At 61.9% G+C, this 20,310-nt stretch carries 19 protein-coding genes and 1 pseudogene; 13 read left to right on the top strand and 7 right to left on the bottom strand.

All coding sequences use genetic code 11. The annotated features are described in order from the left end of the window. Positions 1 to 8: 8 nt before the first annotated feature. The 3 genes from tsaC to CNQ84_RS11475 all read right to left on the bottom strand — a co-directional run bounded on the left by tsaC (position 9) and on the right by CNQ84_RS11475 (position 2,839). A complete protein-coding gene (tsaC, locus tag CNQ84_RS11485; RefSeq protein ID WP_096004999.1) occupies positions 9 to 566 on the bottom strand; it encodes an L-threonylcarbamoyladenylate synthase type 1 TsaC in 558 nt (185 codons plus the stop codon). A 54-nt stretch (positions 567 to 620) separates the two neighbouring features. Continuing rightward, positions 621 to 1,733, bottom strand: coding sequence for a DNA-processing protein DprA (gene dprA / locus CNQ84_RS11480; protein WP_096004998.1), 1,113 nt, complete (start codon positions 1,731 to 1,733; stop codon positions 621 to 623). Positions 1,734 to 1,813: 80 nt separating this feature from the next. Beyond that, positions 1,814 to 2,839 (bottom strand): LysM peptidoglycan-binding domain-containing protein, encoded by a 1,026-nt coding sequence (locus CNQ84_RS11475; protein WP_096004997.1) that lies wholly within the window; start codon positions 2,837 to 2,839, stop codon positions 1,814 to 1,816. Between the two features lie 140 nt (positions 2,840 to 2,979). On the opposite strand from CNQ84_RS11475, the gene def reads away from it, so the two are divergent. Genes def through CNQ84_RS11450 form a run of 5 tightly spaced genes read left to right on the top strand, consistent with a single transcriptional unit; the run spans position 2,980 to position 8,661 of the window. Further along, on the top strand, positions 2,980 to 3,492 hold the full coding sequence (gene def, locus CNQ84_RS11470) for a peptide deformylase (protein WP_065335664.1): 513 nt from the start codon (positions 2,980 to 2,982) through the stop codon (positions 3,490 to 3,492). Positions 3,493 to 3,546: 54 nt separating this feature from the next. After that, positions 3,547 to 4,500: a methionyl-tRNA formyltransferase gene (gene fmt, locus CNQ84_RS11465; protein WP_096004996.1), complete on the top strand. Its 954-nt coding sequence runs from the start codon at positions 3,547 to 3,549 to the stop codon at positions 4,498 to 4,500. Next, the gene (gene rsmB, locus CNQ84_RS11460; protein ID WP_096004995.1) at positions 4,497 to 5,831 is read left to right on the top strand and encodes a 16S rRNA (cytosine(967)-C(5))-methyltransferase RsmB; all 1,335 of its coding nucleotides are present in this window, start codon (positions 4,497 to 4,499) and stop codon (positions 5,829 to 5,831) included. Before fmt ends, rsmB begins: the two co-directional genes overlap by 4 nt. Continuing rightward, the gene (gene trkA / locus CNQ84_RS11455; protein WP_096004994.1) at positions 5,828 to 7,201 is read left to right on the top strand and encodes a Trk system potassium transporter TrkA; all 1,374 of its coding nucleotides are present in this window, start codon (positions 5,828 to 5,830) and stop codon (positions 7,199 to 7,201) included. The genes rsmB and trkA overlap by 4 nt, the downstream gene beginning before the upstream one ends. Positions 7,202 to 7,212: 11 nt before the next feature. Beyond that, positions 7,213 to 8,661: a TrkH family potassium uptake protein gene (locus CNQ84_RS11450; protein ID WP_096004993.1), complete on the top strand. Its 1,449-nt coding sequence runs from the start codon at positions 7,213 to 7,215 to the stop codon at positions 8,659 to 8,661. 16 nt (positions 8,662 to 8,677) lie between these two features. Here the strand turns inward: CNQ84_RS11450 and CNQ84_RS11445 are convergent, their stop codons facing one another. The 3 genes from CNQ84_RS11445 to CNQ84_RS11435 all read right to left on the bottom strand — a co-directional run bounded on the left by CNQ84_RS11445 (position 8,678) and on the right by CNQ84_RS11435 (position 10,602). Beyond that, positions 8,678 to 8,947 carry a PilZ domain-containing protein gene (locus tag CNQ84_RS11445; protein ID WP_096004992.1) on the bottom strand — a complete coding sequence of 90 codons (270 nt, stop codon included), beginning with the start codon at positions 8,945 to 8,947 and terminating at the stop codon, positions 8,678 to 8,680. A gap of 129 nt (positions 8,948 to 9,076) precedes the next feature. Beyond that, the gene (locus CNQ84_RS11440) at positions 9,077 to 9,964 is read right to left on the bottom strand and encodes a lysophospholipid acyltransferase (RefSeq protein ID WP_096004991.1); all 888 of its coding nucleotides are present in this window, start codon (positions 9,962 to 9,964) and stop codon (positions 9,077 to 9,079) included. Positions 9,965 to 10,032: 68 nt separating this feature from the next. Then, entirely contained in the window at positions 10,033 to 10,602 is a 570-nt protein-coding gene (locus CNQ84_RS11435) for a DNA-3-methyladenine glycosylase I (RefSeq protein ID WP_096005020.1), read from the bottom strand. Between the two features lie 79 nt (positions 10,603 to 10,681). Between CNQ84_RS11435 and CNQ84_RS11430 the strand changes: the two genes are divergently transcribed. The 7 genes and pseudogenes from CNQ84_RS11430 to CNQ84_RS11400 all read left to right on the top strand — a co-directional run bounded on the left by CNQ84_RS11430 (position 10,682) and on the right by CNQ84_RS11400 (position 17,992). Then, the gene (locus CNQ84_RS11430) at positions 10,682 to 11,023 is read left to right on the top strand and encodes an FKBP-type peptidyl-prolyl cis-trans isomerase (RefSeq protein WP_096004990.1); all 342 of its coding nucleotides are present in this window, start codon (positions 10,682 to 10,684) and stop codon (positions 11,021 to 11,023) included. A 177-nt stretch (positions 11,024 to 11,200) separates the two neighbouring features. After that, positions 11,201 to 12,220 (top strand): annotated as a pseudogene (gene ilvA / locus CNQ84_RS11425) (threonine ammonia-lyase, biosynthetic); the annotation flags it as partial. Positions 12,221 to 12,374: 154 nt separating this feature from the next. Next, positions 12,375 to 13,322, top strand: a complete 948-nt coding sequence (gene glyQ / locus CNQ84_RS11420) for a glycine--tRNA ligase subunit alpha (RefSeq protein ID WP_096004988.1) — start codon at positions 12,375 to 12,377, stop codon at positions 13,320 to 13,322. Continuing rightward, positions 13,322 to 15,394, top strand: a complete 2,073-nt coding sequence (gene glyS, locus CNQ84_RS11415; protein ID WP_096004987.1) for a glycine--tRNA ligase subunit beta — start codon at positions 13,322 to 13,324, stop codon at positions 15,392 to 15,394. Before glyQ ends, glyS begins: the two co-directional genes overlap by 1 nt. 77 nt (positions 15,395 to 15,471) lie before the next feature. After that, positions 15,472 to 16,005, top strand: a complete 534-nt coding sequence (gene gmhB / locus CNQ84_RS11410; protein ID WP_096004986.1) for a D-glycero-beta-D-manno-heptose 1,7-bisphosphate 7-phosphatase — start codon at positions 15,472 to 15,474, stop codon at positions 16,003 to 16,005. A gap of 4 nt (positions 16,006 to 16,009) precedes the next feature. Further along, a complete protein-coding gene (locus tag CNQ84_RS11405; RefSeq protein WP_096004985.1) occupies positions 16,010 to 16,744 on the top strand; it encodes a lysophospholipid acyltransferase family protein in 735 nt (244 codons plus the stop codon). Between the two features lie 60 nt (positions 16,745 to 16,804). Then, positions 16,805 to 17,992 carry a PilT/PilU family type 4a pilus ATPase gene (locus CNQ84_RS11400; protein WP_096004984.1) on the top strand — a complete coding sequence of 396 codons (1,188 nt, stop codon included), beginning with the start codon at positions 16,805 to 16,807 and terminating at the stop codon, positions 17,990 to 17,992. A gap of 401 nt (positions 17,993 to 18,393) precedes the next feature. Here the strand turns inward: CNQ84_RS11400 and CNQ84_RS11395 are convergent, their stop codons facing one another. Then, on the bottom strand, positions 18,394 to 19,257 hold the full coding sequence (locus tag CNQ84_RS11395) for a competence protein CoiA family protein (RefSeq protein WP_112220869.1): 864 nt from the start codon (positions 19,255 to 19,257) through the stop codon (positions 18,394 to 18,396). A gap of 126 nt (positions 19,258 to 19,383) precedes the next feature. Here CNQ84_RS11395 and CNQ84_RS11390 point away from each other — a divergent pair, with 126 nt between their 5' ends. Beyond that, entirely contained in the window at positions 19,384 to 20,310 is a 927-nt protein-coding gene (locus CNQ84_RS11390; protein WP_096004983.1) for a hypothetical protein, read from the top strand.

The raw sequence follows: 20,310 nt of genomic DNA, 5'->3' as shown, positions 1-20,310 counted from the left end.
CGGGCGGCTCAGGCGCCGCGTATGACTTGGTCGGTTTGCAGATCGCGAATGATACTGGGATTCCGCGCGCCACCCAACGCACCAGGCACCACCGCATCCAGTTCACCGTGGAAATACTGCTCGACCCGCAGCCGAGAACGCGCCGACGGACGACCGCCCGGATTGGCCGAAGTCGACACCAGCGGCCCGGCTGCCGCGCACAGCTGGCGCACGATGGGGTGCGTGGTTACCCGCAGGGCGACGGTATCGTGGGCACCGGTAATCCATGCGGGCAGACGGCCCTGATGCGGCACCAGCCAGGTGTTCGGCCCCGGCCAGGACAGCCGCAGCTTGGCCAACTGAGCGTCCGGCAGATCCCAAAGCAGGAAGTCGAACTGCTCGATCTCGCCGGCAATCAGAATCAGCCCCTTGTGCACCGGCCGCTGCTTGAGGTCGAGCAAGCGCTCTACCGCCGCACCATTCCACGGATTGCAGCCCAGCCCCCAGACGCCCTCGGTCGGATAGGCAATCACACCGCCTACCTGCAGCAAACGGTTCAGACGGGTAATGCGCCAGTTAGCCAGCATGTGAACTCCACCGTTATTCAATGCCTGCGACAGTAGCCGAGGCGGCGCGGCGGCTCAAGGCTGGCGACGACAATAGCCGGCCGGCGAAGCCAGCACCTGGCCATCCAGCTCCAGGTCGAGCAATTGCTGCAGCACCTCGGATACCCCGATCCCAGACTGTCGAGCCAGCCAGTCCGGGCTGGCCGGATCCGTGCCCAGCCAGCGCCAGAGCGGGGTATCCGGGGAGCCCGGCCTTCTGCTGTCCGGCTCTTCCAGCGCCGCCGTTAACGGCAACCGCAGGGCATCCAGCACGTCCTGCACCTGCTCGACCAGGCAGGCGCCCTCACGCAGCAGGCGATGGCAGCCACGGGCCTGCACGTTGTGAATCGAGCCCGGCATGGCAAACACCTCACGGTTGTGCTCCAGCGCCAATCGCGCGGTGATCAACGAGCCGCTGTTGAGGCTCGCCTCGACCACCAGCGTGCCCAGACTCAAGCCGCTGATGATGCGGTTACGGCGCGGAAACTGCGCCGGATGCGGGCCGGCATCCGGCCACAGCTCGGACACCAGCGCACCGCCGTACTCTAAAATCGCCTCGGCCAGCTTGCGGTGCCGACGCGGATAGCAGTTGTCCAGCCCGGTCCCCCAGACCGCGACCGTTTGCCCGCCCGCATCCAGCGCGCCCTGATGACAGGCACCGTCCACACCTAGCGCCATACCGCTGGTCACCGTCAGCCCGCTGGCGGTGAAACTGTGGGCAAAGCGCCGGGCTGTTTCAGCACCGAGCGGGCTGGGATGACGGGTGCCGACCATGGCGATTTGCGGGTCGTGCAGGGCGCTTGCGTTGCCGCGCACAAAAAGCACCGGCGGCGGGTCGCTGATGGCCGCCAGCAGCGGCGGATACTCGGAGTCATCCACAAACAGCAACTGGCAGCCCTCCTGATCCTGCCACTGCAGCGCCATCTGCAGACGCTGGTGCAGCTCGGCATCACCCCGCTGCCAGCGGCGCAGATCGGCGAGGGTCGATGCGGCCATCTGCAAAGGTGCCAGCGTCTCGGGGCGAGCAATCAGAAAGTCGGTGGGGGATAAGGCGAGGGAGCGCAAGCGCTGGAAAAAACGCGGGCCAACGCCGTCTAGCAGCATCAGCGCCAACCAGGCCTGCCGCTCGGCGGACAGGTCGTGGGGCATGGGTCGTCCCTGATCAGAAGGAAACGACAGAGCTTAAACAACAAGGCCGCCGGAAGGCGGCCTTGTCACAGCGTTTTGACTCAGGGGTTGCGAACCTGATCAAGAATTGCCATCTGGCGGCTGGCTTGCAGCACAATGCCGTAGCTCATCTTGTCGTAGGCACGGAACACCATCAGCAGACCGGCACGCTCGGCGGGCAGCTGCACGCGCTCGTTCATGACGCGGTCACGCACCACTTCACCGGTCTTGTAGATCGCCAGCACGTTGCCGACCGTCAGACCGTCACGCTCGCCCTTGTCGATCAGCACCACATCGTACTGGCCAATCTGGGTCACGCCATTCGGCACATCCATGATCAGGCCGTTGATCTCCTGGCTCGGCTCGCTGGGGAAGAAGGTCGACGCCACGGCGCGCTCTTCGGATTCCAGCAGGCGGTCATCAACCAGGACTTCCTGGCGGCTGCGGGTGACGTTCAGGGTAGCAATGTCACCCTCAACGGCGGCAACGGTGCCGTTGCCGATTTCCTGCAGGTGAATACCGAGGAACTCGCTGGTTTCGGGGTTAACGTAGGTCTTGCCGCGACGATAGAACTCGTAGGCAGGGACGTTGTCGGAGAAATCACCACGGGCGTACACCTTGTTGCCCGCACCCAGCACCACGCTCTCGGCTTCACCGCCGATGACGTAAGGCGCGTTTTCGATGATGGCTTCATCCTCGATGATGCGACCGGCACGCAGGAAGGCGTTGATGGCATCCAGCGGAATGGTCGGAATGGCCTCGGCAATCGGCTTCACGCGGGCCTGTGGTGACAGCTTGATGGTGCCGCCGTTACCGCGGTTGACCATCAGGCGAGGCTGACCGTCGATGTAGACCAGGGAGATCACATCACCAGGGTAGATAAGATGGGGGTTGGATATCTGCGGGTTGGCGTGCCAGATTTCCGGCCACTTCCAGGGCAGACGAAGAAAACGTCCCGAGATATCCCACAGGGTATCACCCTTGACCACCGTGTAAGTATCCGGATGATCTTCCTTGAAAACAGGCTCTTGCGCCTGCACCCATACGCTCGCCGCGAGCAACACGAGGCCGAGTAGTGTTTTCCTCATGACACGAATCCCTTTATTATAGAGGCCAGCATCCAGGCCTGGCGACGTGCTCCCACACGCTAGACCCGCTTTATTTCCAAGCTGCTCATCATCTTAGCAGCACAATTTAGATTTGTTCCAGACAAAGCGGTACAAACCCCATGGCGATATTGAACATACTGGAGTTTCCCGACCCACGGCTGCGTACCATCGCCAAGCCGGTGGCAGCAGTGGACGCGCGAATCCAGCAGCTTGTCGACGACATGTTCGAGACCATGTATGACGCTCCCGGTATCGGGCTGGCGGCGACCCAGGTCAACGTGCATGAGCGCATCGTCGTGATCGACATCTCCGAGGACAAGTCCGAACCACGGGTGTTCATCAACCCCGAGCTGGAGCCGCTGACCGAGGATCTGGAGCAGATGCAGGAAGGCTGCCTCTCGGTACCCGGCTTCTACGAAAACGTCGAGCGCCCGGAGCGCGTCCGCGTCAAGGCACTGGACCGTGACGGCAACGCCTTTGACGAGGTCTACGACGGCCTGTTGGCTGTCTGCATCCAGCATGAGTGCGATCACCTCAACGGTAAGCTGTTCGTTGACTATCTGTCCAACCTCAAGCGTGACCGCATTCGCAAGAAGCTGGAGAAAATCCATCGCAGCCAGGCGCAAGCCTGATCTGTCACCGGGTATCAAGGCTTGCTTCGGCAAGCCTTTTCTTTACGGATTTCCATGAACGCATCCGATCTACGCATCGTCTTTGCCGGCACGCCCGAGTTTGCCGCCGCCCACCTGCAGGCGCTGATTGACGCCAAACTCAACATTGTTGGCGTCTACACCCAGCCCGATCGACCCGCTGGCCGTGGCCAGAAACTGGCCATGAGCGCCGTCAAGCAACTGGCGCTGGCCCACAACCTGCCGGTCATGCAGCCCGAGCGGCTGCGTGCCGCCGAGGACCAGCAGGCGCTGGCCGCGCTCAAACCGGACCTGCTGGTGGTGGTGGCTTACGGGCTGATCCTGCCGCAGGCGGTGCTGGACATTCCACGCCTGGGCTGTATCAACAGCCACGCCTCGCTGTTGCCGCGCTGGCGCGGCGCGGCGCCGATCCAGCGCGCCATCGAGGCGGGTGACCGCGAAACCGGCGTCACCGTGATGCAAATGGAAGCCGGGCTGGACACCGGCCCCATGCTGCTCAAGGTCAGCACCCCGATCAGCGCCGATGACACCGGCGGCAGCCTGCATGACCGGCTGGCCGAGCTGGGCCCGCCGGCGGTGCTGCAGGCCATCGACGGCCTGGCCGCCGGCACGCTGCAAGGCGAGGTGCAGGATGATGCCCTGGCCACCTACGCTCACAAACTGAACAAGCAGGTGGCCGCCATCGACTGGCAGCGCCCGGCACGCGAGCTGGACTGTCTGATCCGCGCCTTCACTCCCTGGCCGCTGGCCCACGCGCAGCTGGATGGCAAGCCGCTCAAGGTCTGGGCTGCGCAGGTCGAGGAAGAGCAGGGAGAGCCCGGTCAGGTGCTGGCTTGCGAGAAGCAGGGCCTGCTGGTTGCCTGTGGCCAGGGCGCCCTGCGCCTGACTCGCCTGCAACTGCCCGGCGGCAAGCCGCTGGCCTTTGCCGACCTCTACAACGCTCGCCGCGAGCAGTTTGCGCCCGGCCTGCTGCTGGGTAACGGCCAGTGAATCCGCGCGCTGCGGCGGCCCGCGCCCTGGCTGCCGTGCTGGCCGGCAAGGCCTCACTTGGCGGCAGTCTGCCGGTGCAACAGAAGAACGTTGCCCCGCGCGATCAGGCTCTGGTGCAAGAGCTGGCCTTTGGCACCGCCCGCTGGTACAACCGCCTCGAAGCGCTGGCCCGCGAGCTGCTCAACAAACCCATGAAACCCGCCGATCAGGATTTGCACGCGCTGCTGCTGATCGGTCTGTACCAGCTGCTGTACCTGCGGGTGCCGGCCCACGCCGCCATCGCCGAAACCGTGAACGCGGCGGTCAGCCTGGACAAAGCCTGGGCCAAGGGCCTGCTCAACGCCGTACTGCGGCGCGTGCAACGCGATGGCGAGGCGCTGCTGGCCGCCGTGGATAGCTCGCCTTCGCAGCGGTGCGCCCACCCGGGCTGGCTGTACAAGCGCCTGCAACGCGCCTGGCCTGAGCAACTCGACGCCATCACCAGCGCCAACAACCTGCATCCGCCCATGACCCTGCGGGTGAATGTGCGCCGGCAGAGCCGTGACGCCTACCTGCAGCAGTTGGCCGAGGCGAACATCGCCGCCACTGCTTGCTCCTTCAGCCCGGTCGGCATTCAGCTGGCCAGCCCCTGCGACGTCCAGCAGCTGCCCGGGTTCGCCGACGGGCTGGTCAGCGTGCAGGATGAAGCCGCTCAGCTGGCGGCGCCGCTGCTCGATCTCAAACCCGGTCTACGCGTGCTGGATGCCTGCTGCGCCCCTGGCGGCAAGACCTGTCAGATGCTGGAGCAGCAGTCCGATCTGGCCGAGGTGGTCGGCCTGGATCTGGAACCGGCGCGGCTCAAGCGGGTAGAGGAGAACCTCACGCGCCTGCAGCTGGCAGCACAACTGATCGCCGCCGACGGTCGAGACGTTGACCAGTGGTGGGACGGCACGCCCTTCCAGCGTATCCTGCTGGACGCACCCTGCTCGGCCACCGGCGTGATTCGCCGCCATCCGGACATCAAGCTGACCCGCAAGGCCGCGGATATCGCCGCACTGGCCAGTTTGCAGGGCGAGCTGCTCGATGCCCTATGGCCTACGCTGGAGGTAGGCGGCATCCTGGTGTACGCCACCTGCTCGGTGCTGCCGCAGGAAAACACCGAGGTGGTCGAGGCGTTTCTCGCGCGCCAGCCCGGTGCCCGCGCGCTGGATATCGTTGCTGACTACGGTATCGTGCAGCCCTGTGGTCGCCAATTGCTGCCGCAGGCAGACGGGCACGACGGTTTTTACCTGGCCCGCCTGATCAAGCTCAGTGCCAGCCCGCAACAGAAGAACAGGGAGTCTGCGGCATGAAGATCATCATTCTCGGTGCCGGTCAGGTCGGCGGCAGCCTGGCAGCGCAGCTGGCCAGCGAAGCCAACGACATCACCGTGATCGACACCGACAACGTGCGGCTACGCGAACTGGGCGACCGCCTGGATATCCGCACCGTGCATGGCAAGGGCTCGTTCCCCACGGTGCTGCGCCAGGCCGGTGCCGATGATGCCGACATGCTGATCGCCGTCACCAGTAGCGACGAAACCAACATGATCGCCTGCCAGGTGGCCTACACCCTGTTTCGCACCCCGACCAAGATCGCCCGCGTGCGCGAATCGGCCTATCTGACCCGCGGCGGCCTGTTCCACAACGAGGCCGTGCCGATCGACGTGCTGATCAGCCCCGAGCAGGTGGTGACCAACTACGTCAAACGCCTGATCGAGAACCCCGGTGCGCTGCAGGTACTCGACTTTGCCGAGGGCAAGGCCCAGCTGGTGGCGGTGCGCGCCTACTACGGCGGCCCGCTGGTCGGCCAGGAGCTGCGCTTTCTGCGCCAGCACATGCCCGGCGTGGATACGCGGGTGGCGGCCATTTTCCGCAAGGACCGCCCGATCATTCCCAAGGGTGACACCATCATCGAGGCCGATGACGAGGTGTTCTTCATCGCCGCCACCCGCGACATTCGCGCGGTAATGAGCGAGCTGCGTCGCGTCGAGAAGACCCACAAGCGGGTGGTGATCGCCGGCGGCGGCAATATCGGCGAGCGCCTGGCCGAGGCCATCGAGAGCCGCTATCAGGTCAAGATCATCGAAGCCAGCAAGGCCCGCGCCGACTACCTGTCGAAAAATCTCGACCGCTCGGTCGTACTGCACGGCAGCGCCTCGGATCGCGAGCTGCTGATCGAGGAAAATATCGAGGACGTCGATATCTTCTGCGCCGTGACCAACGACGATGAGGCCAACATCATGTCGTCGATGCTGGCCAAGCGACTGGGCGCGCGCAAGGTGATGACGCTGATCAACAACCCGGCCTACGTTGATCTGGTGCAGGGCGGCGAGATCGACATTGCCATTTCACCCTCGCAGGCGACCATCGGCACGCTGCTGACCCACGTGCGTCGGGGCGATATCGTCAATGTTTACTCCCTGCGCCGGGGGGCGGCCGAGGCCATCGAGGTGGTCGCCCACGGCGACGGCCGCTCCTCCAAGGTGGTCGGCAAGTCGGTCGGCCAGATCGATCTGCCGCCGGGCACGACCATCGGCGCCATCGTGCGCGATGACGAGGTACTGATTGCCCACGATTCCACCGTGATCGAATCGGATGACCACGTCATCCTCTTCGTCATCAACAAAAAACATGTTCGCGATGTGGAGCGTCTGTTCCAGGTCGGACTGACCTTTCTCTAAGGCGCCCCGGAATGCAGTATCCGCAGATACAGCGCATCATCGGCATCCTGCTGATGCTTTTCTCCACCAGCATGCTGCCGGCCGCAGCGGTTGGGCTGTACTACCACGAGGAGGCGATGAACGCCTTCCTCAGCGCCTTTGTCATCACCATGATCGTCGGTGCCTGCATCTGGCTGCCGGTGCGCGGACAACGCGCGGAGCTGCGTACCCGTGACGGCTATCTGATTACCGTTCTGTTCTGGCTGGTTCTCGGCCTGTTCGGGGCCGTGCCGCTGTGGCTGCTGGATATGCCCGACCTGACCGTCGCCGATGCGGTGTTCGAGTCCTTCTCGGGGCTGACGACCACCGGCGCCACGGTGATTACCGGGCTGGATACGCTGCCGCGCGCGCTGCTGTATTACCGCCAGCAACTGCAGTGGTTTGGCGGCATGGGGATCATCGTGCTGGCGGTGGCCATTCTGCCGATGCTGGGCGTGGGCGGCATGCAACTGTACCGCGCCGAGATGCCCGGCCCACTGAAAGAGAACAAGCTGACCCCGCGTATTGCCGAAACCGCCAAGGTGCTCTGGTACATCTACGCCGGCCTGACCGTGGCCTGTGCGCTGGCCTATTGGGCCGCCGGCATGGATCTGTTCAACGCCATCGGCCACAGTTTCTCGACCGTCGCCATCGGCGGCTTCTCGACCCACGACGCCAGCATCGGCTATTACAACAGCCCGCTGATCGAGGCGATCTGCATCCTGTTCATGCTGATCTCGGGCATCAACTTTGCGCTGCACTTTCTCGCCTGGCGCTTCCGCTCGCTGAAAAACTACTGGCAGGATCCGGAATGCCGGGCCTACGTGCTGGTGATTCTGGCGCTGTTCATCATCTGCTTTGCGGTGCTGGTGCACTATCAGCACCACGATGTCTGGACCTCCGTGCGCTATGCGGCCTTCGAAACCGTGTCCATCGCCACCACCACCGGCTTCGGCGTTACCGACTTCTCAACCTGGCCGACCCTGCTGCCGTACCTGTTGTTGTACGCCAGCTTCATCGGTGCGTGCGCCGGCTCTACCGGCGGCGGCATGAAGGTGATTCGCGTGCTGCTGCTGTACAAACAGGGTGAGCGGGAGATCAAGCGCTTGCTGCATCCGCGCGGAATCTTTCCGGTCAAGCTGGGCAACAGCCCGGTGCCGGATCGCGTGGTAGAAACCGTCTGGGGCTTCTGCGCGGTCTACGTGTTTACCTTCGCGATGCTGTTCCTGATCCTGCTGGGCACCGGTCTGGACTTTGTCACCGCCTTTTCGGCGCTGACCGCCTGCATCAACAACCTTGGCCCGGGTCTGGGCGAGGTGGCGGTGCACTACGGCAATCTGGATGGCGGGGTGAAGTGGGTGTTGAGCTTTGCCATGCTGCTCGGGCGTCTTGAAGTATTTACCCTGCTGGTGCTGCTGTCACCGATGTTCTGGCGGCGCTAGCACGCCGACCATCAGATCAGGCCTCGTCGATAAAGGCCAGACCAGCCCCTTCACCGGCGATCACCCGCTGCACCTGCATGCGCAAAATCGGCGCCTCGAAGGGCATGCCTTGCACCTGCCCGGTGACCTCATCACCGGGCTGCAGCGTGGCGAGCACGGGATGCTCGACAAAAACGCCACCGTCGGACAGGTCTCGTGTGTGACCAACCACGTCACCAAAACTCGGGTGGGCAATCTTGATCTGTGCCTTCATCGGCGTGCGCGGATGCTGTCGCTGGTTGGCCAATCCCTTTCCTCACTTCGCAAGATACGCCTGATGAGCACCAGTCATCGCGTATTACATCATCACCTTGGCGAACACTAACATAGCCCGTTGACGGTTTTGCAGCCAGAGTGCAAGCGCGCGACTTATCGCTCAGTACCAGCGCTTTTCACCTTCGGGCCGCTTCTTGAAGCGCTTCATGCTCCACATGTACTGGCTCGGCCAGCGCCGCACGTAACTCTCGATCACCGCACTCATGCAGGCCACGGCCTCGTACTCATCCTGGCTGTAGAGCCCGTCGGGCGCTGCCTCGAGAATGACCTTGAAACCGCTGTTGTCCGGCAGCCGCACACAGTGGAAGAACACCGCCTGGGCCTCGCCGCCCTTGAGCAGGTTGGGCACAAACTTGCTGGTCAGCGCCTGGGTGGCAAAGAAGGGCACGAACAGGCCGCTCTTGAGCGCTGGCTCCGGGTCGGCCGGAATACCCACGGCACCGCCGCGGCGCACTTCGCGCATGACGCTGATGATGCCTTCGCGGGTAGACGCCGCCACCTTGTTGCCCAGCTGGGTACGCTGGCGCTGCAGCAGCTCATCCACCGCTTTCTGCTTGGGCGGACGATAGAAGATGATCGGTTTGGCGCGCAGACAATACCAGTGATTCAACACCTCCCAGTTGCCCAGATGGCTGGTGATGCCCACCACGCCCTTGCCGGCCTCAAGCGCCTTGACCAGGACCTCTTCGCCTTCCACTTCCTTGATCAGGCTGACGGTCTTCTGCGGCGACCACATCCAGGCGCAGGCACTCTCGGCAAAGCTGCGCCCGGTATCGATCAGGGTACGACGCACCAGATCGTTCAGCTCAGCCTCGGTCAGCTCCGGCATGCAGTGAGTGAGGTTGATACGCACCACGTCACGCGAGCGGTTGGGCAGCTTCCACATCAACCAGCCAACCAGCGCACCCAACCGCTGTGCCACGCTGAACGGCAGCATGGAAAACAGCTTGAGAAATCCAACGATGATGGCGCCTTTCAACCGCTCCACGGTAATGCTCCGAACAAGAAATCAGCCGCCATTGTAAGCCGCTCGGGCGGGCAGGGCGAGAACCCGGCTCAGCCGACAGCCAGGGCCGGGTAGCGGTGGCAATCGGTGGTGTGATCCATTGCCATGCCGGTGGCCTGCATGAAGGCGTAGCAGATGGTCGGGCCAACGAAGGTAAAATCGGCTTTCTGCAATGCCTTGCTCATCGCCCTGGCCTGGTCCGTCTGTGCCGGAATCTCGCCCAAGGTTGCGGCGTGGCGAATCAGCGGCTGGCCGCCGACAAACTGCCAGAGCCACTCGACCGGGTCATGCTCGGCGCACAAACGCTGCCAGGCACGGGCGTTGCGCCGCGCACCATAGACCTTGAGGCGGTTGCGAATGATGCCCGGGTCCTGCAACAACGCCTGCAACTCGTCGTCCGTCTGATTGGCCATAAAGTCGATATCAAAGCCTCGGTACACCTGACGGTAGTGCTCACGCTTGCGCAGCACGGTGATCCACGACAGGCCCGCCTGAAAGCCTTCCAGCATCAACATCTCGAACAGGCTGTCAGCATCGCGGCAGGGCACGCCCCACTCCTCGTCGTGATAGCGCTGATAAAGCGGGTCATCACTGCACCAACTGCAGCGCACCGGGTCCATCGGGTTCATGCCTTTGCTCCAACCTGAGAGTTATACTCGCCACCTGAGCGCCATCTTACATCTGCCCACGGAGAACCACATGAGCGACCAGTTGCAAATCATCGACCTGAGCGTGGGCGAGGGCAAGGAGTGCGTCAAAGGCGCGCTGATCACGACCCACTACACCGGCACCCTGGAAGACGGCACCGTATTTGACTCCTCACACCAGCGTGGCCGCCCGTTCCAGTGCGTCATCGGCACCGGCCGGGTCATCAAGGGCTGGGATCAGGGCCTGATGGGCATGCGCGTCGGCGGCCGTCGCCAACTGTTTGTACCGGCAGCGCTGGCCTACGGCGAACGCAGCGTCGGCGAGCACATCAAACCCGGCAGCAATTTGTGTTTCGAGATCGAATTGCTGGAAGTGCTGACCCGCGACGATTGACGCCCAGCACGCCCACGCGCTAGATTCGACCCTATGACCAACGCACACCTGTTCAACGCCGCCATGATTATTACCGCCATTCCAGCAACGGCGGGCTAGCTTGCGTCCAGACCCCACCCGCCTCCGAGGCGGGTAATCAGCACTGTCTCCGAGGTTCCAACCGCATCAGGAGACAGCATGAACACCGCCACACCCACTTCCGACACCGACCTCAGCGAGGACGACGGCACGGCGCAGCTACGCGCGCTGGTCGGCAGCATCCTCTCGGCCCCGGTCTACGACGTTGCGCTTGAAACCCCGCTGCAATTTGCCCCGCGCCTGTCAGCCAACCTGAACAATCAAGTGTTGCTCAAGCGCGAAGACCTGCAGCCGGTGTTCTCGTTCAAGATCCGCGGCGCCTATACCCGGGTTGCGCGTCTTACCCCCAGCGAGCGCGCACGCGGCGTCATCACCGCCTCTGCCGGCAACCACGCCCAGGGCCTGGCGCTGGCCGCCCAGCGACTCGGCGCGCGCGCCCTGATCGTCATGCCCACCACCACCCCCCGGCTCAAGGTAGAGGGGGTTTGCGCCCGCGGCGCGACCGCACTGCTGCACGGTGAGAGCTTTGCCGAGGCGCTGGCCCACGCCCTGCAACTGGCCGAACAGCAGGGCTATACCTTTGTCCCGCCCTTTGACGACCCCGATGTGATCGCTGGCCAGGGCACAGTCGCCGTGGAGCTGCTGCGCCAGTACCAGAGCCCACTGCACGCGGTCTTCGTGCCGGTTGGCGGCGGCGGGCTGATTGCCGGGGTGGCGGCCTACATCAAGTACCTGCGCCCGGAGGTACGGGTGATCGGTGTCGAGTCGAAGGAGTCTGCCTGCCTGCAGGCCGCGCTGGCGGCCAATGCGCGCGTGGTGCTGCCCCAGGTTGGTCGCTTTGCCGACGGCGTCGCCGTCGCGCAGATCGGCGCGCTGAACTTCGAGTACTGCCGGCGCTATGTCGATGAGGTAATCACGGTCAGCAACGATGAGATCTGCAGCGCCGTGCGCGCCATCTACGACGATACCCGCTCCATCACCGAACCCTCCGGTGCACTGGCGGTGGCCGGGCTACGCCAGTACGTGCGCCGGGAGGGCATCCAGGGCGATACCCTGATCGCCATCAACTCCGGCGCCAATATCGATTTCGACCGTCTTGGGCAGGTCATCGAACGTTCGGCCGTGGCGCACCCATGAGCACGCAAAGCGATAGGCAAGGGTCGCCGCATTCTGCGGCGCAGACCAGTAAATACGCCGCTTTCCTGTATGTCGCAGGCGTTCTGACTGTATACTTCGGCCTTTCTCAATTTCACAGCCCGACCTGGTGAAACACGTGACTCAAACCAATCCAGCCGTCCACACCTTTCAAGGACTGATCCTTGCCCTGCAAAGCTACTGGGCAGAGCGGGGTTGTGTGGTTTTGCAGCCCTACGACATGGAAATGGGTGCCGGCACCTTCCACACAGCTACCTTCCTGCGCGCCATTGGCCCGGAAACCTGGAACGCCGCCTACGTACAACCCAGCCGCCGCCCCGCTGACGGCCGCTACGGCGAGAACCCGAACCGCCTGCAGCATTACTACCAGTTCCAGGTGGTGCTGAAGCCCAACCCGGACAACATCCAGGAGCTGTATCTGGATTCACTGCGCCACATCGGCATCGACCCGCTGGTGCATGACATCCGCTTCGTTGAAGACAACTGGGAATCGCCAACCCTAGGCGCCTGGGGTCTGGGCTGGGAAGTCTGGCTCAACGGCATGGAAGTGACCCAGTTCACCTACTTCCAGCAGGTCGGTGGCGTCGAGTGCTATCCCGTCACCGGCGAGATCACCTACGGTCTCGAGCGTCTGGCGATGTACCTGCAGGGCGTCGACTCGGTCTACGACCTGGTCTACTCCGACGGCCCGTTCGGCAAGGTCAGCTACGGCGACGTGTTCCACCAGAACGAGGTGGAGCAGTCGACCTATAACTTCGAGCACGCCAACGTCGACAAGCTGTTTGAACTGTTCGATTTCTACGAGAGCGAAGCCAACCGCCTGATCGAGCTGGAACTGCCGCTGCCGGCCTATGAAATGGTCATCAAAGCATCGCACACCTTCAACCTGCTGGACGCCCGCCGCGCCATCTCGGTAACCGAGCGTCAGCGTTACATTCTCCGTGTTCGCACCCTGTCCCGCGCGATTGCCCAGAGCTATCTGCTGGCCCGCGCCCGCCTCGGCTTCCCGATGGCCACCCCCGAATTGCGTGACGAAGTACTGGCCAAGCTGAAGGAGGCCGAATAATGCAGGCGCAGGATTTTCTCGTTGAACTGGGCACCGAAGAGCTGCCTCCCAAGGCCCTGAAGAAACTGGCCGAAGCCTTTCTGGCCGGGGTTGAAGGCGGCCTGAAAGACGCTGGCCTGGACTACAGCAAGGCTCGCTACTACGCCGCGCCGCGCCGCCTGGCCGTGCTGGTCGAGGCGCTGGCAACCCAGCAGCCCGATCGCACCAGCCAGCTTGATGGCCCGCCGCTGCAGGCCGCGTTCGATGCCGACGGCAAGCCGACCAAAGCCGCCGAGGGCTTTGCCCGCAAGTGCGGTGTCAGTCTGGCCGAGATCGATCAGAGCGGCCCGAAGCTGCGCTTTGTGCAGAACATCCCGGGCCAGCCGGCCACCGACCTGCTGCCGGGCATCGTCGACGCCGCACTGGCCGCGCTGCCGATTCCCAAGCGCATGCGCTGGGGTGCCCGCAAGACCGAATTCGTCCGTCCGACCCAGTGGCTGGTGATGCTGCTCGGCGAGCAGGTCGTGCCCTGCGAGATTCTCTCCCAGCAGGCCGGCAACCTGTCCCGTGGCCACCGCTTCCATCATCCGGATCAGGTCACCATCGCCAGTCCGGCGGCCTACGCGGAAACCCTGCGCAGCGCACACGTGATCGCCGACTTCGCCGAGCGCCGCGAGATCATCAAGAACCGCGTCGACACGCTGGCGGCCGAGCAGCAGGGTACGGCCATCGTGCCGGCCGATCTGCTGGACGAAGTGACCGCGCTGGTCGAGTGGCCGGTACCGCTGGTCTGCAGCTTCGAAGAACGCTTCCTCGACGTACCGCAGGAAGCGCTGATCTCGACCATGCAGGACAACCAGAAATACTTCTGCCTGCTGGATGCGAGCGGCAAGCTGCTGCCGCGCTTTATCACGGTCTCCAACCTTGAGAGCAAAGACCCGACACAGATCATCGAGGGCAACGAGAAAGTCGTACGCCCGCGCCTGACCGACGCCGAGTTCTTCTTCAAGCAGGATCAGAAACATCCCCTGGAGACGCGCAACGAGCGCTTGGCCAATGTGGTGTTCCAGGCTGAACTGGGCAGTGTCTTCGAGAAAGCACAGCGCGTATCCGATCTGGCCCGCCTGATCGCCAACCAGCTAGGTGGTGACGCCGAGCGCGCCGCCCGCGCCGGCCTGCTGTCCAAGTGCGACCTGGCGACCGAGATGGTCGGCGAGTTCCCCGAGCTGCAGGGGATTGCCGGTTACTACTACGCCAAGCACGACGGCGAGGCCGATGACGTTGCCCTGGCCCTGAACGAGCAGTACATGCCACGTGGCGCCGGTGCCGAACTGCCAAGCACCCTGACCGGTGCCGCCGTCGCGCTGGCCGACAAGATCGACACGCTGGTCGGCATCTTCGGTATCGGCATGCTGCCGACCGGCTCCAAGGACCCGTATGCCCTGCGCCGTGCGGCTTTGGGTGTGCTGCGTATCCTGATCGAGAAACAGCTGGATCTCGACCTGGTCGGCACAGTGGCCTGGTCCAGGCAGGAGTATTTGAGCAAGTCGGGCGTTTCGCTGAAGGACGGTGACACCAGCTTGGTCGATCTGGTGAAGGACTTTATCTTCGATCGCCTCCGCGCCCGCTACGAGGACGAAGGCATCGACGTCGCCGTATACCAGTCCGTCCGCGCCGTCAGCCCGACCTCGCCGCTGGACTTTGATCAGCGTGTGCAAGCGGTACAGGCCTTCCGTCGTCTGCCCGAGGCCGATACCCTGGCTGCGGCCAACAAGCGGGTGTCCAATATCCTGTCCAAGGCCGACGGCGTGGTGGGTACCCAGATCAACGCCGCCCTGCTGAGCGAGAGCGCAGAGAAAGCCCTGGCGGCCGCCGTAGAAGCCGCAGAGCAGGCTGTCGCGCCGCTGACCTCGCAACGTCAATACCAACCCACTCTGGAACGACTGGCCGCCCTGCGTGAGCCGGTAGATGCGTTCTTCGAGCAGGTACTGGTAAACGCCGACGATGCCGCCGTGAAAGCCAACCGCTACGCGCTGCTGGCGCGCCTGCGCGGCCTGTTCCTGGGTGTAGCGGATATTTCGCTGTTGGGTTAAAAGCAGCCGCAAGCTACAAGCTGTAAGCGGCAAGCCGTCCGCGTTGACTTGTAGCTTGCCGCTTGGAGCTTGCCGCTGTGAAGCTGATTATTCTCGACCGCGACGGAGTCATCAATTACGACTCCGACGCCTATATCAAATCGCTGGAAGAATGGATTCCGCTACCGGGCTCCATCACCGCCATCGCGCGGCTGAGCAAGGCGGGCTGGACGGTCGCTGTCGCGACCAACCAATCCGGCGTGGGCCGCGGCTACTACAGCGAAGCCACCCTGCAAAGCATGCATGACCGCCTTTGCCAGCTGGTGGCGGAGCAGGGCGGCCAGGTGGACCTCATCCGGTACTGTCCGCACACACCAGAGGCCGGCTGCGACTGCCGCAAGCCGCTGCCGGGCCTGTTCATTCAGATCGCCGAGCATTTCCATCAGTCGCTGAACGGCGTGCCTACCGTGGGCGACAGCCCGCGTGACCTGGAGGCCGGCGCTGCCGTCGGTTGTACACCCTACTTGGTACGCACCGGCAAGGGCGCTCGCAGCGAGCACAAGACGCTGCCCACCGGCACGCAGGTCTTCGATGACCTGGCGGCCGTCGTCGATCATCTTCTGGAAACCTGAACCCATGTCCCTGCTGATGTCCCTACGCGTCGCCCTGTTCTATCTGCTGCTGTCGACCAGCGCCGCGATCTGGTGCGTGCTGATCATCCCGGTTGCGCCCTTTCTCAATGTCCGCTGGCGGGTCAAGGTGATCATCGAGTGGTGGACCGGCGTCGCCGTCTGGCTGACCCGCCACATCGTCGGTATCCACTATGAGGTCAGCGGGCAGGAAAACATTCCCGATCAGCCCGGCGTCATTCTGGCCAATCACCAGAGCACCTGGGAAACCTTTTTCCTGCCTCGTCTGTTCCGCCCGCAAACCCAGCTGATCAAGCGTGAGCTGCTGCTGGTGCCGTTCTTTGGCTGGGCCTTCGCGCTGGCCAAACCCATCGCCATCGACCGCAGCAAGGCTCGCGATTCACTGCAACAGCTGACCCGCATCGGCGGCGAGCGGCTGAAAGACGGCATGTGGATTCTGGTCTTCCCCGAGGGGACCCGTAACCTGCCCGGCCAGCCGGTCAAATTCTCCCGTGGTGGCGCGGCGCTGGCCTGCGCCAATGGTGCCCCGATTATTCCGCTGGCGCACAATGCCGGCGAATTCTGGCCCCGTCACGGCTGGGGCAAGAAGCCCGGCACCATCAAGGTCATGATTGGCCCGGCGATCTATCCCGCCGGCGCCGACCCGCGCTCTATCGTGGCCGCCAACAAGCAGGCCGAGGCCTGGATCAACAGCCAACTGCAGAGCCTGCGCGACGCCTGAGTGCGCTCTGGTCCATAATGGGGGTTCGCCCTACAACTACTGTCTGCTCGGTGTCTTGATATGGATATTAATCGCTATCTCAAAGCCCTGGTCGAGAAGGAAGGATCAGACCTGTTTTTCAGCGTTGGCGCCCCCGTCACCCTCAAGCGCGAGGGGGATTTTTTTGCCTTCGGCAACCAGCCACTCGCCTCCGGTGCCGTCAAGGAACTCGCCTGGCAGGTGATGAGCGAGAAGCAGATCGAGGAGTTTGAGCGCGAGCAGGAAATGAACCTCGCGGTCGGCCTGCCCAACTGCGGGCGTTTCCGTATCAACGTCTACTACCAGCGCGGCGAAGTCGGCATGGTGGTCCGCCACATTAGCCACCAGATCCCGGCATTCGCCGAACTGGGCTTGCCGGCGCAGCTGGAGAAGCTGGCCCTCAAGGACCGCGGGCTGATCCTGGTGGTCGGTGCCACCGGCTCCGGTAAATCCACTACGCTTGCGGCGATGCTCGATTACCGCAACACCAACCGCGCCGGGCATATCGTCTGTATCGAAGATCCCATCGAGTTTCTGCACAAGCACAAAAAGTCCATCGTCGATCAGCGTGAGGTCGGCCTGGACACCCAGAGCTTTGCCCATGCCTTGCGTAACGTGCTGCGTGAATCGCCGGATGTGATCATGATCGGCGAGGTCCGCGACAAGGCGACCATGCAGCACGCACTGCACTACAGCGAAACGGGTCACCTGGTGGTCGCCACCCTGCACGCCACCAACAGCGTTCAGGCGATCGAGCGCATCGTCAATCTGTTCCCCGAAGGCGAGCGCAAACAGACCCTCGGTGACATCTCAATGAACCTGGCCGGCATCGTTGCCCAGCGGCTGGTTCCGGGCGTAGAGAAGAAGCGGGTCGCCGCCGTCGAGGTGTTGCTGCGTACGCCGTACATACGCAACCTGATCGCCCGTGATGAACTGCACGAGATCAAGGATTCAATGAACCGTGGTCAGGAGCCCGGCCTGCAGAGCTTTGATCAGCACCTGTACGAGCTGGTCGGCAAGGGCAGCATCACGCTGGATATGGCGCTGCGCTACGCCGACTCGGCGACCGACCTGAAGCTCAAGGCCAAGTTCAGCGACACCCGCAGCGAGTCGCCGCTGAGCATGCCCGAGCAGAAGCCTGAGGCTTCCCCGCAGCAGGAAACGGAGCTCACCTTCAAGTCGTCCGGCAACAGCTTCTCCGATTCAGATCTGACCGACGATTTTCGCTAGCTCCCGGCTTGCCTGGGGCTCTGAGGCACGGGGCAGGGCAGCAGGCAGCGAGCATTAAAAAACCCCTTTAACCATACAGTTAAAGGGGTTTTTACCATCAACCTGCGAGCGCCTGTAGGCGTTCAAAGTTACTCGTCATTGACGCATCCGAAAGATCAGTTATACACGACAGAACGAGAAAAGTTATTTTCACCACCGACCAAAGTTAATCTGCAAAGACCCAATATCGGAAAAAGTTAACAAACCACACAACTTGGCCAGAAGCTGGATGGTAAAAATCTATCAGAAAAATTGACGACTTGTCAATTTATACGAATTAACACCACCGTATGGCTTCCGCATATACAACTTCATAAGTTCATACTTTCGACCCAAGCCTCATGAGAGCTGTTTGGGAGAGCTCAACCGCCAGCTAACGCTTCCAGCTCATTCAGAAGCAATGCGTGTGTCCAGCTAGCAAATCGCCAGTTTCTATATTTTTTTATATAACTGCCGCCATAACGTCTCGCTAGCTGTCTGAGAAGGTCGACGACGACCGGACTATATGAAACCGAACGAACAACAATTTCACCAAACGGCAGAACTCGAACGTCTACCCACAAGCCCTGAATCGTATAGCGCACTGCAAGAGGCAATACTGCAGTGCAGTTCACGTCGCTCTCGATCACTTCGTCGTTACCCTCATCCTCTGCCACTAACTCCTCACGCGGATGAAGCCAGACCTTCAAAGACGGATCATGCAATATCACCCGCCTGAGCTCTATCAGGCCGTCAATGGTCGGCGCTACAACTAACCCACTGAGGTTCACCTCGATCGCGCGCAGCCCCCTTTTTGTGATCTTGCTTTGCTTTTCGTCATCCACAAAAGACGTATAAGCAAACTCCACAGCTAGCGGCCCATCAGGCAGCTCCGCTACCAGATCAGGCCTGAAGTCGCCCATCCAAACCTCTTCTTCAACAGACACGAAATCCCACCAAGCACTGCTATCAGCCGCCTCAGAATGGTGGCCCGGCATCAGTGGCAATTGCAGACCTAGACTTTCCTTCACTAGCTGCTTGGCGTATTTATGCACAAAGCTTTCTAGACTGATTCGACATGCTCTTTTGGACGATGCGTGTGAGAAATGGTGCGTTCTCTGTCGACCCTTGCGCGCGATGAGCGTCTCACCACACTCGAGGCATCGGCAGTTACACCCCAAGCCGCTTACTACTTCGCCGACCGTAACCACATGCCCTTGAAAGTCTTCAGCTATGGTCATGCTCATGAGAATTCCCTCTGGAGTTAAGAAGCCCCAAGACTGAAAATCTCAAATGGAAAAAACCTCCACTAACCCGCATCTTCCGGTTTTTGTGGTTAAATATTCTTATTAATCAAAAGCATAGGGAAATGCATGATCGATGCCCTGAAGCAGCTGAAATCGAACCTAGAGGCCAAACCTACGCGGGGACGATCCTACGAGATCATCTCGTACATAGTTGACGCGTGCCTCCAGCGTGACGATGTCTATGAAAAGCTAACTTTTGAGGCGGCGACCCTACTGCATTGCTGTGGTACCGCCGCCGAGCGGGAGATGGATCCTCAGAAGTGGATGCCTAGCATCTCTGTCTTGCAAAAAGCACTGAATCTAACCCAAACCTCAGAGGCGAGGCGCCTTAGATTTGGGTACTCTCCGGGAGGTGGAAGAGGCAATGTCAGTCTCTATTGGCTTGAGCTCGCACCAGAAGAAGCCGAGAACCAGTCTGGTAGAGAAGTACAACCTGATGAAGTCACTTACCGGAGATCCGCCCCAGGCTCGATTAAGCCATCTATAACGGCACGTTTTTTCTTCAAGAAAGGGGAGATTAAAAATCGTAGCGTCGTTGGCACGGCATTTCTAACCTCGATCATGCTGGCAAGCCTCACTTGGATTGCGATGCTCAGCCTAGTCATTCTGAGCCTTGTATTACGTGACGAATCGATAAACATGGGAAGTCTGTTTCACCTGTTAATCGCGGTAATTGGCTTCCTTTTTATTTGGAAGCAATCGTTGGCACCATGGTTCAAAGTAATTGATGACTGTGTCGTCAAAGCACCTCTTGGCGTAGCAGCTATTTTCGAAGATAGCTGCGAGATAGAAATGTTCCGACACGAGCGCTCCCGGTGGACACGCTTAGTCAGATTCAGCGCCGACTGTCCCCTATGCGGCAGTAATATTGAGCTAAGGCAGGGCAAGCCAGACCACGTATTACCACTGGTCGGGCGATGCATTGAAAGCCCTCATGCCCATGTTTACAGCTTTGATCGCATGACCCTAAGAGGCAAGTACATCGGCCCCTGA

Source organism: Pseudomonas abyssi, assembly GCF_002307495.1.
Lineage (GTDB): Bacteria > Pseudomonadota > Gammaproteobacteria > Pseudomonadales > Pseudomonadaceae > Halopseudomonas > Halopseudomonas abyssi.
Note: the sequence above shows the minus strand (reverse complement) of the source record. Positions and strands in the feature narration are given on the sequence as shown.